Annotated in this window: 16 protein-coding genes, 1 tRNA gene and 7 pseudogenes; 16 read left to right on the top strand and 8 right to left on the bottom strand. The window is 36.7% G+C overall.

Translation table 11 applies throughout. The features are described from left to right. The first annotated feature begins 35 nt into the window (after positions 1 to 35). The 4 genes from ACFINE_RS07790 (at position 36) to ACFINE_RS07775 (ending at position 3,490) form a co-directional block, all read left to right on the top strand. On the top strand, positions 36 to 728 hold the full coding sequence (locus ACFINE_RS07790) for a glutathione S-transferase family protein (RefSeq protein WP_375612254.1): 693 nt from the start codon (positions 36 to 38) through the stop codon (positions 726 to 728). Between the two features lie 1,101 nt (positions 729 to 1,829). After that, the gene (gene dapB, locus ACFINE_RS07785; RefSeq protein ID WP_375621625.1) at positions 1,830 to 2,642 is read left to right on the top strand and encodes a 4-hydroxy-tetrahydrodipicolinate reductase; all 813 of its coding nucleotides are present in this window, start codon (positions 1,830 to 1,832) and stop codon (positions 2,640 to 2,642) included. A gap of 28 nt (positions 2,643 to 2,670) precedes the next feature. Continuing rightward, the gene (locus ACFINE_RS07780; protein WP_375621624.1) at positions 2,671 to 3,291 is read left to right on the top strand and encodes a 2,3-bisphosphoglycerate-dependent phosphoglycerate mutase; all 621 of its coding nucleotides are present in this window, start codon (positions 2,671 to 2,673) and stop codon (positions 3,289 to 3,291) included. A 114-nt stretch (positions 3,292 to 3,405) separates the two neighbouring features. Then, a tRNA-Leu gene (locus tag ACFINE_RS07775) sits at positions 3,406 to 3,490 on the top strand. Positions 3,491 to 3,589: 99 nt separating this feature from the next. Here the strand turns inward: ACFINE_RS07775 and ACFINE_RS07770 are convergent. The 8 genes and pseudogenes from ACFINE_RS07770 to ACFINE_RS07735 all read right to left on the bottom strand — a co-directional run bounded on the left by ACFINE_RS07770 (position 3,590) and on the right by ACFINE_RS07735 (position 8,729). Next, positions 3,590 to 3,793 carry an AlpA family transcriptional regulator gene (locus ACFINE_RS07770; RefSeq protein ID WP_007553275.1) on the bottom strand — a complete coding sequence of 68 codons (204 nt, stop codon included), beginning with the start codon at positions 3,791 to 3,793 and terminating at the stop codon, positions 3,590 to 3,592. Positions 3,794 to 3,887: 94 nt separating this feature from the next. Next, a complete protein-coding gene (locus tag ACFINE_RS07765; protein WP_375621623.1) occupies positions 3,888 to 4,376 on the bottom strand; it encodes a DUF488 family protein in 489 nt (162 codons plus the stop codon). A gap of 69 nt (positions 4,377 to 4,445) precedes the next feature. Beyond that, positions 4,446 to 5,070: pseudogene (locus ACFINE_RS07760) on the bottom strand (lambda exonuclease family protein). Between the two features lies 1 nt (position 5,071). Beyond that, a pseudogene (locus ACFINE_RS07755) lies at positions 5,072 to 5,844 on the bottom strand (ERF family protein). Positions 5,845 to 6,781: 937 nt separating this feature from the next. Continuing rightward, positions 6,782 to 7,392: pseudogene (locus ACFINE_RS07750) on the bottom strand (phage antirepressor KilAC domain-containing protein); the annotation flags it as partial. A gap of 182 nt (positions 7,393 to 7,574) precedes the next feature. Next, entirely contained in the window at positions 7,575 to 7,700 is a 126-nt protein-coding gene (locus ACFINE_RS07745; RefSeq protein ID WP_375621622.1) for a hypothetical protein, read from the bottom strand. 85 nt (positions 7,701 to 7,785) lie between these two features. Continuing rightward, positions 7,786 to 7,947, bottom strand: coding sequence for a hypothetical protein (locus ACFINE_RS07740; protein ID WP_375621638.1), 162 nt, complete (start codon positions 7,945 to 7,947; stop codon positions 7,786 to 7,788). Positions 7,948 to 8,078: 131 nt separating this feature from the next. Further along, positions 8,079 to 8,729, bottom strand: coding sequence for a S24 family peptidase (locus ACFINE_RS07735; protein WP_375621621.1), 651 nt, complete (start codon positions 8,727 to 8,729; stop codon positions 8,079 to 8,081). Positions 8,730 to 8,779: 50 nt separating this feature from the next. Here ACFINE_RS07735 and ACFINE_RS07730 point away from each other — a divergent pair, with 50 nt between their 5' ends. The 12 genes and pseudogenes from ACFINE_RS07730 to ACFINE_RS07675 all read left to right on the top strand — a co-directional run bounded on the left by ACFINE_RS07730 (position 8,780) and on the right by ACFINE_RS07675 (position 15,370). After that, positions 8,780 to 9,100 carry a hypothetical protein gene (locus tag ACFINE_RS07730; RefSeq protein ID WP_375621620.1) on the top strand — a complete coding sequence of 107 codons (321 nt, stop codon included), beginning with the start codon at positions 8,780 to 8,782 and terminating at the stop codon, positions 9,098 to 9,100. A gap of 83 nt (positions 9,101 to 9,183) precedes the next feature. Next, positions 9,184 to 9,662: pseudogene (locus tag ACFINE_RS07725) on the top strand (crossover junction endodeoxyribonuclease RuvC). Positions 9,663 to 9,754: 92 nt separating this feature from the next. Beyond that, entirely contained in the window at positions 9,755 to 10,012 is a 258-nt protein-coding gene (locus tag ACFINE_RS07720) for a hypothetical protein (RefSeq protein ID WP_375621619.1), read from the top strand. Positions 10,013 to 10,499: 487 nt separating this feature from the next. Next, entirely contained in the window at positions 10,500 to 10,922 is a 423-nt protein-coding gene (locus ACFINE_RS07715) for a hypothetical protein (protein ID WP_375621618.1), read from the top strand. 24 nt (positions 10,923 to 10,946) lie between these two features. Next, positions 10,947 to 11,129, top strand: a complete 183-nt coding sequence (locus ACFINE_RS07710) for a hypothetical protein (RefSeq protein ID WP_375612546.1) — start codon at positions 10,947 to 10,949, stop codon at positions 11,127 to 11,129. A 207-nt stretch (positions 11,130 to 11,336) separates the two neighbouring features. Next, positions 11,337 to 11,683 (top strand): annotated as a pseudogene (locus ACFINE_RS07705) (hypothetical protein). After that, a pseudogene (locus tag ACFINE_RS07700) lies at positions 11,670 to 12,177 on the top strand (hypothetical protein). The pseudogenes ACFINE_RS07705 and ACFINE_RS07700 overlap by 14 nt, the downstream one beginning before the upstream one ends. A gap of 290 nt (positions 12,178 to 12,467) precedes the next feature. Continuing rightward, positions 12,468 to 13,163, top strand: a complete 696-nt coding sequence (locus ACFINE_RS07695) for a DNA adenine methylase (protein ID WP_375621637.1) — start codon at positions 12,468 to 12,470, stop codon at positions 13,161 to 13,163. A gap of 32 nt (positions 13,164 to 13,195) precedes the next feature. Then, the gene (locus tag ACFINE_RS07690) at positions 13,196 to 13,576 is read left to right on the top strand and encodes a helix-turn-helix transcriptional regulator (RefSeq protein WP_015856258.1); all 381 of its coding nucleotides are present in this window, start codon (positions 13,196 to 13,198) and stop codon (positions 13,574 to 13,576) included. 136 nt (positions 13,577 to 13,712) lie between these two features. Then, positions 13,713 to 14,169, top strand: a pseudogene (gene ssb / locus ACFINE_RS07685) (single-stranded DNA-binding protein). Between the two features lie 10 nt (positions 14,170 to 14,179). After that, a complete protein-coding gene (locus ACFINE_RS07680; RefSeq protein WP_375621617.1) occupies positions 14,180 to 14,728 on the top strand; it encodes a hypothetical protein in 549 nt (182 codons plus the stop codon). A gap of 327 nt (positions 14,729 to 15,055) precedes the next feature. Further along, the gene (locus ACFINE_RS07675; protein ID WP_273790330.1) at positions 15,056 to 15,370 is read left to right on the top strand and encodes a hypothetical protein; all 315 of its coding nucleotides are present in this window, start codon (positions 15,056 to 15,058) and stop codon (positions 15,368 to 15,370) included. The last annotated feature ends 77 nt before the right edge of the window (positions 15,371 to 15,447 follow it).

Below are 15,447 nucleotides of genomic sequence, written 5' to 3'. Positions count from 1 at the left end.
AGAATTCTCTTCAACTCTATTTGATAGTGTAAATTATGCTGACACTTTTTCACTCTCCCCTATCCTCTGCCTCGCGCTTCATACGCCTCATTCTTGGGGAATATGGTGTAACCACTCAACTGATTGAAGAATATGAATGGGCAAGAAGACACGAATTTCTAGCCCTCAATCCCGCTGGTCATGTTCCTGTTTTTCTCGATGAACACGAGGTTCCATTATCAGGTCCTCTTGTTATCTGCGAATATTTAGACGAAACACATGGAAGTTTACGACAAGAAAATAAGCTCTTTCCAGAAAATCCTTTAGATCGTGCGGAAGTACGCCGTCTCAATGACTGGTTCTTAAATAAATTCGAAAATGAAGCAACGCGCCATATCGTACGAGAACGAATCCATAAACGTGAAATGCCACTTGCCATTGGCGGTGGTGCTCCTAATTCACAAATTTTACGCAATGCACGTGCCAATATTTTACCACATATGAACTATCTCAATTGGCTCTGTGCCTCTCGCGATAGCTTAGTCGGTTCTGCCTTGTCCTATGCAGATCTAGCAGCAGCAGCCTCTATTTCTGTACTTGACTTTCTAGGGGAAATTGACTGGGAACAATCTCCTGCTGCCAAAGACTGGTATATGAGAATTAAATCACGCCCTTCTTTTCGTTCTCTTTTAACAGATCGCGTCCGCGGAATTGTTGCAAGTGCTCACTATGCAGATCTTGATTTCTAGCCTTTTCTCACAAACAAAAATAAAAGTGATATTTTATCTAAAGGATATTTATAGGTTTATGAATTTTTATGCATGCGTATAAACAATATAATAATACATTGATTTATGATCGTATTAAACAGAGAATAAAACCCATTATAATTGAATCACAAAAATCACTTTCTTATCGTGCCACAAAAAAGATCAGCACAGGGATAAAAAATACTTAAGAAAGGATTTTAAAGACTCTCTTTAAATACAAGAGCTGTAGCATCATTAGAAGCTAGGCAAATAAAATAACAATACTTAACGCATGTTATACTCCCATTCTCCCCAATATATGAAAAAACGCATTGCATAATATATCCTATTTTCTCTATAATAAACAAAGCCTCATCATGCGTTTTTACAACATAACAATTTTTTCAACTGACTTTCCTAAAAGATGAAGAATCAGCCCAACTCTCGTGTGTAAACAATCCAACTTCTTGTTAGCCCTTGCCCCCCTTTTACGTGATTTTATTTATGGATAACGTATTGATATACAATGATAAATAATCGTTTTCTTATGCGTCACAAATGGAATTGATGAGTGAAAATGACTAAGTTAAAACATTAAAGGCTAACAAAACGTATGATAATGTTGGTTTACTCTATTTATGAAGCATAAAGATAGTGGCGCAGAATAGATTTTATATTATTCATGGATATTCTCTCGTGATACCACTCACGAGCACTATCATAAAATAAGTTTAGAAGAATTGATAAATATTTCTTTAAGAAAAGCGCATGAATTGACGACATAGGTCTATTTTGTTTGGGAGATCTTATTTTGCATGAAGAACGCTCCCCTTTAAAGAACGAAAAAAAAGCGTAAAGTAATACACAATCTTCATAAGGTTTCATAAGCAAACCTTACTTAAGAATATTCATCTCACACTCTAACGAAAAACATCTCTATTTAAATTTGTAGATCTTATATCACTTGCTCTAAACAACAGTGTTTTACAGCACAACAAGATAAATTAAAGAAGGAAAAAAATTCTATAAAGAAAAAGAACCATTGGAAAGAAGGCAAGAATTTGCCTATACTGCACAGTAAAGTATCATAAGGAGATAAAAATGCGCCTTACAGTTGTTGGTGCAAATGGAAGAATGGGACGTGAACTCATTACAGCAATCCAGCAGAGGAAAGATGTAGAGCTTTGTGCTGTTCTTGTACGTAAAGGCTCACCGTTTGTAGGAAAAGATGCCAGTGCATTAATTGGTTCAGATTCTCTTGGGATTAGTATCACTGACAATCCCGAAAATGCCTTTTCTAATACAGAAGGTATTTTAGATTTTTCACAACCAGAAGCCAGTATTCTTTATGCTAACTACGCTGCTCAAAAAAGCCTTGTCCATATTATTGGCACCACAGGATTTAGCAAAACAGAAGAAGAAAAAATTGCAGATTTTGCGAAATATACAACAATTGTCAAATCCGGAAATATGAGCCTTGGAATAAATCTTTTAGCCAACCTTGTAAAGAAAGCCGCTAAAGCATTAGAAGCCGATGATTTTGATATCGAAGTTTATGAAATGCATCACGCTAACAAAGTTGATGCTCCTTCTGGAACAGCCCTTCTTCTTGGCCAAGCAGCAGCTGAAGGCCGCAATGTTATGCTTAAAAATGTGTGTGTCAACGAACGCAATGGTCATATAGGTAAACGCAAAAAAGGCGCCATTGGCTTTTCCTGTTCACGTGGTGGGACAGTTGTTGGAGAACACAGTGTCATTTTTGCTGGTTCCAATGAGCGCATTGTTCTTTCACATACAGCGCAAGAACGCTCTATCTTTGCCAATGGCGCATTAAAAGCAGCTTTATGGGCACAAAATCATGAAAGCGGTCTTTATTCAATGTTCGATGTTTTGGGATTGAACGATGAATTTTAAACAATCAATAGAATAGAGGCAATTTATAATGGGACGCATACTTACACTAATTCGTCATGGACAAAGTGAATGGAATCTCAAAAACCTTTTTACCGGTTGGAAAGATCCCGATTTAACAGAAAAAGGTCATGCAGAAGCGATAGCAGCAGGAAAAAAACTGAAAGAATATGGTTTGAGGTTTGATATCGCTTATACATCTGCCTTACAGCGAGCTCAAAAAACCGCTCAGCACATTTTAGAGCAAATGGGACAATCAGATTTAGAAGCGATAAAAAATCCCGCATTAAATGAACGTAATTATGGTGATCTTTCTGGTTTAAATAAAGATGAAGTACGCCAACAATGGGGGCAGGAGCAAGTGCAAATGTGGCGCCGCTCCTATACGATTGCGCCGCCGAATGGAGAAAGCCTACGCGATACCGGTGCACGCATCTGGCCTTATTATCTTTACCATATCCAGCCTTATATTTTGCGCTCCCAAACTGTTTTGATCGCAGCACATGGAAATTCTCTTCGTGCTCTTATTATGGCGCTTGAAGGTCTCTCCGGTGAGGAAATTATATCTCAAGAATTAGCGACCGGCATTCCTATTATTTACACATTTAATCCGGATTCAACAATTTTATCAAAGACAGTCCTCACACCTTAAACTTCTAAAATCATGATCTCCCTCAAAAGTTCAATGCTATCGTTTTAAGCTGAAAAAATAAATTCTATAATTTTATTGACAGAGTTGCTTCATGCGCTTAGATGGATTTTATAAGCCCAAATGGCGGAATTGGTAGACGCGCAGGTTTCAGGTACCCGTGCCGTAAGGCGTGGAGGTTCGAGTCCTCTTTTGGGCACCAAATTTTATCTTTAATGTATTGAAATATATAAATTTTTTCTTTAAACAGCCATTTTTAGACCACCTTTTAGACCACCCTTTACGGTTTATACAACTTTATCTAATTTACTCCTATTTGTTCCTTATTTTTCTTTGGAGTGAAGGCTAAGATCTCTTTTTTTCTCCATCTCACTGCTCTCCCTAGCTTATATGGCTCCGGAAACAATCCCTGAAGCACCCAATTGCGAATCGTTGTTGTGGATACACTAAAAAGCTGTGCACACTCACGTGTCGTTACATATCTATCTCCATCATCAAATATCATCTCATTACCTTTCTCTTTTTTATGTTAATTAAATGGGTGGGGGCTGGAAGGCATGTGAAGCACTCCAACTTTTAAAAATCTGCAAGTTTATTTTTTAGATGTGTTCAATTTCATATTTCCAATCAGGCAATTGAGTAAAAGCTAATGCGAGTTGTCCTCTATGACACATGCATACATTGGCTTCAAAACAGGTGATTGCAACGCACTTTTTATTTAAAAATATTTGATATAATTTGTTTATTGCACAAGAATTATTCTTGAGAGTTGTATTTCGATAATTTTTAAAAAGGCGGTCATAATCTTTTTGTGTTTTCAAATTTCTTCGTTTTTCAGAGGCAATTCCAAGTTCAGGCATATGCATATATTCAATATCAATGTTGCTTACAGCTTGCTCTAATTGTCTTTTTGAAAATCCGTGTTTTCTACTTATTGGATTTTTACGAACATCACATAAAGTTTTGATATTGTTTTCTATGAGACAACTAAGATAATTCTCAAGGGACCTACCTTCATAGCCAATGGTAAAAAAACAAAATTCCTCATCTTTAGCAGGCTGTATGATAATATGTTCGATGTTACACACGTTTAATTTCCTTATGTGAAAGGGTGGGGATGCTCGTAGATATGCGGGGAACAAAACACCCCCATAAGGTTAAGCAGCTTTTGTTGAGAGTTGTTTTATCTCTCGTTCTATCTCTGCTAAAAAGGTTTCAACAGCTTGATTGATCTGTTCAATTTGTTGATCATCACGGAGAACACGCTTGACTTTCATGCGTAAGTGAAAGAATTCCCCCGTAAAACGTGGGTCATAGCTTACGAAATCACACCATTTTCGTCCTGTACAAGCCATTTGGAATTGCATTTGTGCGTGATATTCTGGTTTGATTTCGTCACCTATACAAAAGCGCATATGTGTTACTGATCTCGGGCATTTGACTTCGATTAAACCGTCTTCTCCAATGAGACCATCGGGGCTAGCCCCCGCCATTTCTATTGTGGGGTGTTGGATAAAGCCGCATTTTGTTATATTGACATCATAAATGAAACCATATTCTCTCAAGGCATCTTCTTCATGTTCGATACCTCATCTCATATCTTCAGTTTCATAATAGGGGCTTGTTTTGCCTGTTAAACGCTCTGTTATGAGTTTGATTTTGTAGTCTTCATATTTGCTCGTAGGCAATCCTTTTGTATTTTTATTGAGTATGTTGTAAATGTTTGATGCGATGACTTTCCCTAGACTTGCTTGAAAATCATTCTGCTGTTCGTTGCTCCATCTCACACCGCCGTTTGTTGCTCTTGTGATGGGAGCGATTGTAGAGCTTTTTCTTTTTGAATATTTTTTCTTCTTTCCAAATGCCCCAAAACCAATTCTGCTTTTTCACAAGACATATCTGTTAGTTTTCCTGCTTCTGCAAAATAGAGAAGACTAATTTCATTTGTCCCTGTTTCTTTAATTAATTATTCGATTTGCTTTATCTGTTTAGAGGAAACTTTTTGATTATTTGTATCGCCTTCTTTGGTTCGCGGTTGACCATCTGTATCGTCTTCTTTACTTGCTACATTAAGAAGCATGCATAACAGGTATCTCCCGTAGGTAAGTGTAAAACCAACTGATCGTATGCTATTTTTAGAGCCTGTACTGTCAATTGGAAATGTTCCTTCTGTTGAGATTTGATTTCCTGAAGGATGAGACAGAATTATTTCTATGGTAACGTTTTTTTTCTGTTTAATATATTTGTATTTTGCAAGCCCGTCCTTTACAGCATCAATGTACTGATCAAGCATAGCGTATTTGCTGTTTGTATGGGTGATTGTAGAGTTTTTTCAATATTTTGATATTTTGTTTGCATAGCCGAAAGATCACGGACAAAGTTTTGGCGCTCTTGTCGTTCTATTTCTTTTTCTCTTAAATCAAGAAGACGCTTTAAGCGGTCAATACTGACATCACTTTCTAAGGCTTTATTTAAAATACATTCCATAGCAGTTTGTTCGACGGCTAAATGATGTGTTTCTTCAATTTCTATTAGGTTAGTGTTTTGTTCACTCATTTTGATTTCCTCCATTACGCGCAATTCACGTGTGGCGTGAATCACGCATGTTTTAAAAGGCTGGTTTGGCTGTTAGAAAGGGCTTATACGCTCTGTCTTTTCCTAGGGATATGTTCGGGCTTTTCTATTATAACTAATATGTGTGTTGCTTGAAATACATGTGTTACCACATACAACAGCATCACCACCAATATGAGCTTTTTCACAAATATTGCATTGCCGTGAATTTCGGCTATTCCGTAAACTTGCGTATTATCGAAAATATGTGCATTGGATTCAACACAAACGTTCCCAAAGTCTCTCAGTGCACGCATGCGACGAACTGGGCGACGATAGAGAATGTCTATTTCATCAGTAAATTCGTATTTTTTTCCATGGTTTATTGCCTCTCGCCCTTTGTGATGATTTCATCATTGATGATCTCTGCGTTTCCCTGAATAAATGCATAACCATGGATTTTGGCATTTCCTCCAATTTTTGCTCTGATAGAAATCAATGGACTGTCATAAATTTTAGCTTTTCCACTAATAAATGCAACACCAGAAATCTGTGCATTTTCGTAAATTTGTGCATTGGCAAAAACACGAATATGTCCAAAAATCTGCGCATTGCCAAAAATATTAGTTTCTCTGGTAACAGATTCACTACCAAAAACACATGCATTTTCATAAATACCAGAAATGTTATCAATATAAGCATCACCAAAAACCTTGGCATAACCATAGACTTTTGCATCATCACCTACCCAGCAATTACCATCATGACTGAGGTTGTCTTCTTTTTGTATAAAGCCGCCTAGGTCGCCTGCTTTAATAGCATCAAAATCTCTTAAGGCTTTAATTCAGTGAAGAGTTTTTCCAGCAAACTCTATTGTTTCATCAGTCATTTCGTATTTCTTTTCCATGATTGTTGCTCTTAATGCATGCTTTATCTTTATAAGCTCTTGAAACTGTAAACCAATGCCTTCTGCTGCTGGTACAACTTTTTCTATTCCATTTGCGGTTTGAAGTGGATGGTCGGACAATCCATAAGTTGCTTTTGGATTTTGTCTTGATACGGTAGCAAATTTCCACCTGCTGCTCGTCTGTAAAACCACCCTTTTTGCTGTAAGAAGAGAATGAATTGTTTTGGTTGTATCTCGAGTATTTTAGCGGCTTCTGTAAGACCGAAGAGTCCGTTGTGACGTTGCAAACTTTCAAGAGCAGCTGCTTTAGGTTTAAGGATACCCACTTCACTTTTTAAAGTCTCTAATTGTGTGATACTTTCTAAAAGCAGTTTTTTCACAAAGAGAGAGTCTTCTAAAGCGTTTGCAAGGTCTAAAGGTTTCTTTGCACGCCGTTCACATTCAATAAAATATTGACAGGCTTGTTTACCTTTTTCATTACGTTCTACCATGGCGAGCTCTTTTGCCATGTCTAATGTGGGGTGATAGTCTATGGCTGTAACAGCTCTAGATTTTGCGCTCCCCAATTTTGTGGACCGCAAATCTTGTGTTTTTATAAAATCACTTTCCTCTTCAAATTCATATTGATGAATACGATCCTTAATTCAAGTAGAGAAATCTTTCCCTATTTCCAAAAATTCATGTAACTCACGTGCGTTGACCGTTTGAACGGTTTCGTGTTTGATTGTATTGTGCTGGATAGCAATAGGCTTTTCCATTACGAACCTCATGTTGATGGGATTGATGAATGAAAGGGGGCGGCGCTTTTAAATGCGCCCTTCAGAATTTAAAGCACATCACAAGGATGCAAACGGTGTTGTTGTTCGTAAGAATCATACATTGCATCGTTATATTCATGCTGTTTTATATCGTCTAAAAAAAACGTATGCTGTAATGTGTAAAATAACGTCATGAGGTATGTTTCCGTTAAAACACTGTTCTTCATGTTCTCTAAGATAAAATTCTGCGATATCTTCAGATATATCTTCGCAGCTCTTTTAAGAAGGATTGATGCGAAAGATTTGGATTTCATTATTTGCCTCGTCAATAATTTTTAGAACTTGGCTTTCATCCAGAGGTCCTGACCGACCAATGTTTTGATCATCATCGTAGACAACTAATAAAATTTCATCAGAATTTATAAGAATTGGATTTTCCATAATTTCTCCTCTCTAACGCCTCTTGGCAATTGTTTGTGCGTGGTTTATGGATACCAATGTAGCGATTTTGAAAAATTTTTTTAAAGTAATAAACTAAAGGCTTGCTTGAAGAGAAGTATAAAAATATTAATTCATATTTTGGCTGGCTTAATCCAGTCGATAGGTGCACACCATTCTAATTCTACATCTACGATATCGGCATATTTTCCATTTATACTAGATAAAACCCATTTCCCTTTTTCTTTTCCGAAACGTAATACTTTGATGTAAACTTTTCCACATTTAGTTTTTATGATAGCGCGGTTGTTAATAAGATCTTCTGATAGCAAATGATAGGAATAAAAAAGACGACTTCCTTCTTCAATGGCTGGAAACATAGAATCACCTACCACGCGAACAGCAACAGTTCCTTTAGGAGCATATGGCGGGGCTTCTACTTCTTCTAGACAACCAGAATCTATTGCGATTATTTCTCCTCCGGCTCCTACAGATCCAATCAAAGGAACTAAGTGATTAGTGGGAATAGAAGCACCTGTAAGCTTTGATATTTCTAATAATTCTCGAGCAGAAATATCTCTTGTTCCTTTTAGCATTTTATTGACGGCAGCACGATCTATTGAGCGACCTAAAGAAGCGGTTAGCTGTCTTGAAAGCCCTAATTGGCTTAATCCAGCTTCAGATAAGGCATTTTGTAACCATTGCGAGATACTTATTGTCATATCTTTATTGTAGGTACGTTGTATACAATCGTCATTTTCTAATTTAGCAACATGTAGTTTCATTATAAATTTTCCTTCTTGATATTGTTTTTATAATCGCTACATAACGTGCTATGAAACAATTTTCGGAAATAATAAATCTGTTAGGTGGGGTTCGTAGGGTAGTATCTCAGCTGCTTGGGGTTCATAGAACACGCGTGTATGCCTGGCTCCGTCCTATATCAAAAAGTGGAACTGGTGGGAGAATTCCAACAAAACATATCCCAATTCTTTTGAATGAAGCCAAAAGAATTGGAGCACCGATTAAGGCAGAAGACTTTTTCTCGTTTTTTTATAGGACGCAATCATGTGATTCTAAATTATCTTCACAATCTGCTTTTATTGCTGCTTCTACAGATAGTAATGAACATCAACAGCATCATTCACACTCTTAAACAAGCATTAAATAAAGAGATCAAATTAATAGATTACGCGTCACCATGCGCACGCATAAATACGTAGAGCCTTAAAGGGGATTATGATCACTAACGCACAAACTATTTTATGTCTTGATCTAGGGACCAAGACAGGCTGGGCGATCGTAGTGCAGATGGTCACATAACAAGCGATACAGAAGATTTTCAATCACGCCGTTTTGAAGGCGGTGGTATGCGTTATTTACGCTTTAAACGGTGGCTCACTGAACTAAAGAGGTCCGTTGATGAAATTGACGCGGTGTATTTTGAAGAGGTGCGCCGGCATGTGGGTACAAACGCTTCTCATATTTACGGAGGCTTTCTAGCAACCTTAACAGCGTGGTGTGAACATCATCAGATACTATATGAAGGCATTCCTGTTGGCACAATTAAGAAGGCAACAACAGGAAAAGGCAACGCCTCAAAAGAAGAAATGATTAAGGCGGTATGTGCAAAAGGACATACGCCTAAAGACGACAACGAAGCAGATGCTTTAGCAATTTTATATTTAATGCAAGAAGAGGGTATACATGTCCAATAAATTACCGTGGACGGAGGCTATTTGCAGATAAATGGATTCTTGATCTTGCTTGTTTATTTCCCTTTGAGTGCAAAGTTTACATAAAGTTACGCTTGCAAATGCTTTATACTGGAAAACCACTTTTAAATAATATGAAGGTCCGGGCTGATTACACTGGCTGTTCAGTAAAAATGTTCATGAAAGCGTTAGAAGTTTTAATAAGCACAGGTCATATCGAACGTTTAGACGATGGGTGTTTATGGAGTTTAAAAGTTGAAGAAGAACTCAATAACTCTAATGAGAGTTTAGAGAAGGTATCGAAGACGTCACGGTCAAAGACGTTATCAGAGAGAGCAAAGAAAGCAGCGTAGGCAAGATGGGATAAACATACAAATGATGCTTGTGATATGCTTAACGATGCTAAAGCAATGCTTAATGATGCCCATATATAACATAAACAATAACAGTTATAATAAAAAACTAATACTATCGTATTAGCAAAAAAGAAATTTGTTCTGAAAATTTAGAAACAAACGAACAGGTTCATGAGTCAATAGAGATTCATGCTTGCGGAAGCTAACCAGAGCAAATCACAACGGATGTAGAAAACCAACCTCCCAATCACAAGCAAAAGAACGTTCCCCAAAAAGCGAAGCGGACTAAATCAAAAGATGATTTTCGCTTACCTGAGGATTTTGAACCTAATTTGCAATACGCAATCGATAAAGGCTAACCCATGATGAGGCGCTGTTAGAATTCGAACGGTTCACAAATTACTGGATAGCAAATCCAAATAAAAATGCAAACAAACGCTATTGGCAAAGGACTTGGTACAATTGGGTTACAAGCCCTATCGGAATGCTAGCAAAGAAAAAAGCAAGATTAGAACAGGAAAAACGGTTAGGTGGTCATTATGGAAAATTCACTCATAAAACTTTCACAGAACAGTTTGCAGAAGGCTTCAACGAACTCAGAGATCATCTCTCATCTGGAGAAGATTATGGAAATGATCAGTCCGGGGCATCCATTGACGCTGAAAGCTGGGAATACATTGACGAAACAGGAGGAGGCGCTAACCTTAGATGCTTGAATCATCTACAAGCGTTGCTTTCTGTGAAAGCTTCAGTTAAGCAAATTGAGCAAACTTCTTTCCTACTCTCAAGCATGAGAGTCCCTGCGAATACAGACGTCAAAGCCGTCGTTTTATCCTATGGCATGATGCTGGACCGCATTTCGTCATATGCTATGAAAAAGGGCGTCGAAAATATCGTAACGGGTTAAGCAATTGGGATATCAAAAACATTTATGCCAACTTGTGGAGAGCTTTTAACTTATTGCCAGACAGTAGAAAACACCCTTCTTTCAAAAGCCGAAAGTGTACGCAAGACTGTTTTGAGCACCCGTGAAAAAAGGCTGAAAGAAAAGGCAATGAGAGAGAATTCAAGACCACTCACGTTGGTTGAAAAGCAAAAGCTTGAAGGAATTTAAATGGTCTTGGGGGAACAGTAAAAAACATTGCAGGTTAGTAAACTAGTGAAAAGCGCTGATCATTTTGGGATTAGATATGTGTTTAAACCGACAAAAAGGCACCGTACAAAGAGATTTGAAGTTTTTTACTACAATTAAAAACACAAAACGCTCTGTACGGTCAAATTTTAGGTAAATAGACCAATTGGTAAATTATGGACTAAAAACATGAGAATATTAAAAGACCTGTCCTTAAAAAAGCGTAAACAGCCAATGCAAAAAGAGTTTGTTGCAACAGCTGTTGATTATGTTCCTTGGGGGGGGCGGAACGGCAGAGTATTTTTACAACCTCTACAAATATGAAGATGGTACAAGAGAATGTGAAAAGTTTGATGGCGGCCAGTATTATACCACACCAGAATGCGGATTTTAGTACCAAAGCGCAAGTGAAAGCATGGGTTTACGGTGGTGCTATTCCGAAAAGCATTCTCAATTACGAACCTCTTATAGACGAGATCAATAAAGAGATCAAAAAATTATCGAAAGCCGCAGGAAATAAATATTTTTACAGATAAGCAGCGAAGAGCCTTGTTTGGCATTATAACTTTTATATTTTTATGTTTTTTAGGAATTAAAAAAAAATCCCTACGTTATTCAAAGTATTTTGATATTTGCATCTTTTGGTTTGATAATAATAACAAATATTTTTGCAATTTTATGCAATTCTCATATTCCTTCTGAATTGCAGAGCAACCCAAAATACAAACGCGGCAATACAACTGGTTGGAAGATATTAACACGTGATTTACAACAGTATTTACACAGACTCTTAAACTAATAAGTTTAGCGCTTGTCGTTTTAATTTTCCCAAATAGTTATAAAGAAACGGTTTCTTTACCTGTCATTTCTAGGTATGTGGAATACAAACTTTCTTTTCCATTGGGATACTGTACTTTGGTACTCAGATATTGCTCTTTGGTATTCCTTTTTAGTTTGTGTATTGTTTCTTATGTTACGTACACGCAGTTTAATAAACATATCTATTTACCCACTACAGTGCTCAGTTTAAAAGCCATAGTAAAACTTCCGATTTTATAAAACTGTTTAGATTAAATGGCATTGTCTCTTCTCAATGTTCATAGATGAAATCAACAAAAACATCAAAAAATCATTGAAAAAGGCGCGTAACAATGACTCATGTCTGCTCACCATTGAGATATCCAGGCGGTAAGGCTGCACTGTATTGAAAAGTCAAAGAAATATTTGAGAAAAAGCATTAAATGGCTGTTCCTATAGAGAGCCATTTGCTGGCAGGTGTAGACTTGCTCTAAAGCTTTTTTTAATGGTGAAGTTAAAGATATTCACATTAACGATATTGATCTGTTTATTTGGAGCTTTTGGTATTGCGTTTTGCACAAGACAGAAGAATTAATAGAAAAAATCAATACAACGACCATTAACTTAGAAGAATGGTACATACAAAAAGAAATTTCTCCTGCAAGTGCAGATGTGCTTAGCGCAGGATTTGCAGCACTCTTTTTGAATCGCACAAATAGATCTGGAATTATTAAAAATGCTGGACCAATTGGAGGGAAAGGACAAAGCGGTGCCTATAAAATAGATTGCCGATTTAACAAAGAGAATATAATTGAACGCATTCTTCGCATAAGTGAACAAAAAGATAAAATACATTTAACTCGTTTAAATGCACGGGAATTTTTGCTGCGTTATGGAACTGATGAAAACACCTTTTTTTATATGGACCCTCCTTATTTTAAAAAAGGAAAAGGGCTTTACACTTCGTTTTACAAAGCTAATGATCATAATAATTTAGAGAATGTCATCTCCCAACATGTGACAGCGCCTTGGCTAATTACTTATGACAACGTTGAAGAAATTAAATTTTTGTATAGGCAATATCTCTCAATAGAATTTAGCTTACAATATTCTCTACAAGAGAAAAGGCAAGCTACCGAATTGATGATTTTTTCACCTAAAATCAAAGTACCTCAATTTTTAGAAAAGAATATAGGCTCGCTTCTCAAAGCAGCTTAATTGCAGATTTCATTAATAGGAGCTTTAATCACATGCTTACACCATTTGGCAAAACCTTACGTAAAATTCGTATTGATCGGACAGAACGTTTATTAGATATGGCTAATAAATTAGGCGTATCTATAGCATTTTTATCTTCTGTAGAAATTGGCAAAAAGCCTATACCTGCTGACATGGAAGAAAAGATCATTGAGAAATATGCTTTAGATGAAGAAACGGCTTCTATCTTGAGAAGAGAAGCAAATATTTGTCGTAAGAATTTTACAATGAACTCTTCTGACCCACTTAACCATGAAATTTCTAACACGTTTGTTAGAATGTTTAAGTCTCTTTCACAACAAGATCTGACAAAGTGCAAGGAACTCATGGAGAAAGTAGAAAAAAAACGGTGCTTGCAGAATAGAATACCTTGATCCCCTTATTTTATACACCGTAAACATAATTTTATATGTTAAAAAACAATAATATCATTTTGAAATAATTGAATAAATATGCAAATTATGCTAAGATTTTTCATGTATAAATTGCTAATCTAATGGGGCTACAAATATGCTAAATAAAGTGACGTTAATCGGGCGCCTTGGTGCTGATCCCGAAAGCAAAACAATGAATTCTGGAGCAGAAATAGTCAATTTTAGTATAGCAACTTCTGAGAGCTATACAGATAAAAAAAACCAATCAAAAAGTAGAGAAAACAGAATGGCATTCCGTGGTGATTTTTAATCCACATTTGGCAAAAATTGCACTTCAATATCTAAACAAAGGTTCAAAGGTTTACATAGAAGGAAAATTACAGACACGCAAATGGCAAGATAAAAATGGGCATGACCGTTATACAACAGAGATTGTCTTACCACAATTCAAAGGCGAGTTGTATTTGCTTGATGCCAAAAAAGATCAATCGGCATCCCCTACCCCTTCACCTATTACTTCTCAAAATTATGCTATCGCTTCAGGGGCTGCTGATCATAGTGCACTCATTAATAATGATAGCATACCATTCTGATTGATAACATATGACAAAGAGAAAAAAACGTGCAAAACGCGGTCGTCCACGGATTAAAGGATGTATCAGAGAACCAAATGGACGTATCTCACGAGCAAAAACACCGCATGAACCCATGGATAAATTGGCAATTGAAATGCATGCCAAACGCTTTGGCTTGACCATAGAAGAGGCTAAAAATCCGCTTTCCGGTACCTATATCGGGCGGCTTTATTTGCAAGGCGAAATAAATCAAGACCAATATGATGCTGCGCAAAAATATCTTGAAGTGAAAAATGACTATTCGTGTGCAAAAGGTTTGCCAAGTGCTGTTTATGATAAAATGCCCTCATCTTCTGATGAGACAGCAAAAGAAAAATGGATTAAATTTGCAACAGAACAGTTTTCAAACATGCAAGAGGCTATCAAAGAAGCACAACACCTCTATAGACAGTATAATCTTTATGCCGCGATACAACATCTTGTTATAGAAAACCAAACATTACCACATCTTGTTAGTTCTTTGCGTATTGCTCTAAATGCTCTCCAGAAGTATTTTTATCCAAAAAATAAATGGTAAATGCTTTAACGTATAAACGATTTTTGGGAACGGAATATTTGCATCATTTGTTTGTAAAGCAGCATATTTAGGTAAAAAAATAAAAAAAACACAATATATTGATTTTTTTGTTGACAATATGTGAAAAGTCGTATTTAATGACGCTGCTGTACTGGTCGAATTGCGTCCAAAATTCAAAAATATCCTCTAAAAATTTAGTAAAATGTGATCTTGAAACGTGGCTAGAAAGCCCTGTTTTCTGGGTAATTCTGACTAATCTATTTTTCAAATAACAAAAATCAATATTTGACTAATGATGTCATTAATTATGACGCAAAAGGAGCAATGATGAAAGCTGTCATCACTAAGCCAATGTGTGTTGTTGGCGACAATAAAAGCACTGTTCGCTTTGAACCATCAACACCCAATAATCCATTTGTTGAAGTTTCTAATCAAGTCTACGCACGTCTCAAGCGCGCCAATGCTGCAAAACTTTTTGTTGACGTCAAGACAACAGCAAAAACAGATAAGGCAATTGAACAAATTAAACAGATAGAACAAGAAGCCGTACAAACATCGTCTGAACCAGTGACAGAGGAAATTCCACTCGAACAGCCAAAAGCATCTAAAGCTTCCAAGTCACCTACCCCAAAAAAGGCTTAGAAGTTGAAGTTAATCATCCACCAAAAATGGTATCTTCAACAGGCAAAAGATACCTTCACAAGCCTTCAAGCCCCTCG

This window comes from Bartonella sp. AA97HXZ (assembly GCF_042196985.1).
In the GTDB taxonomy this organism is placed as follows: domain Bacteria; phylum Pseudomonadota; class Alphaproteobacteria; order Rhizobiales; family Rhizobiaceae; genus Bartonella.
This window is presented reverse-complemented; position numbering and strand designations above follow the sequence as displayed.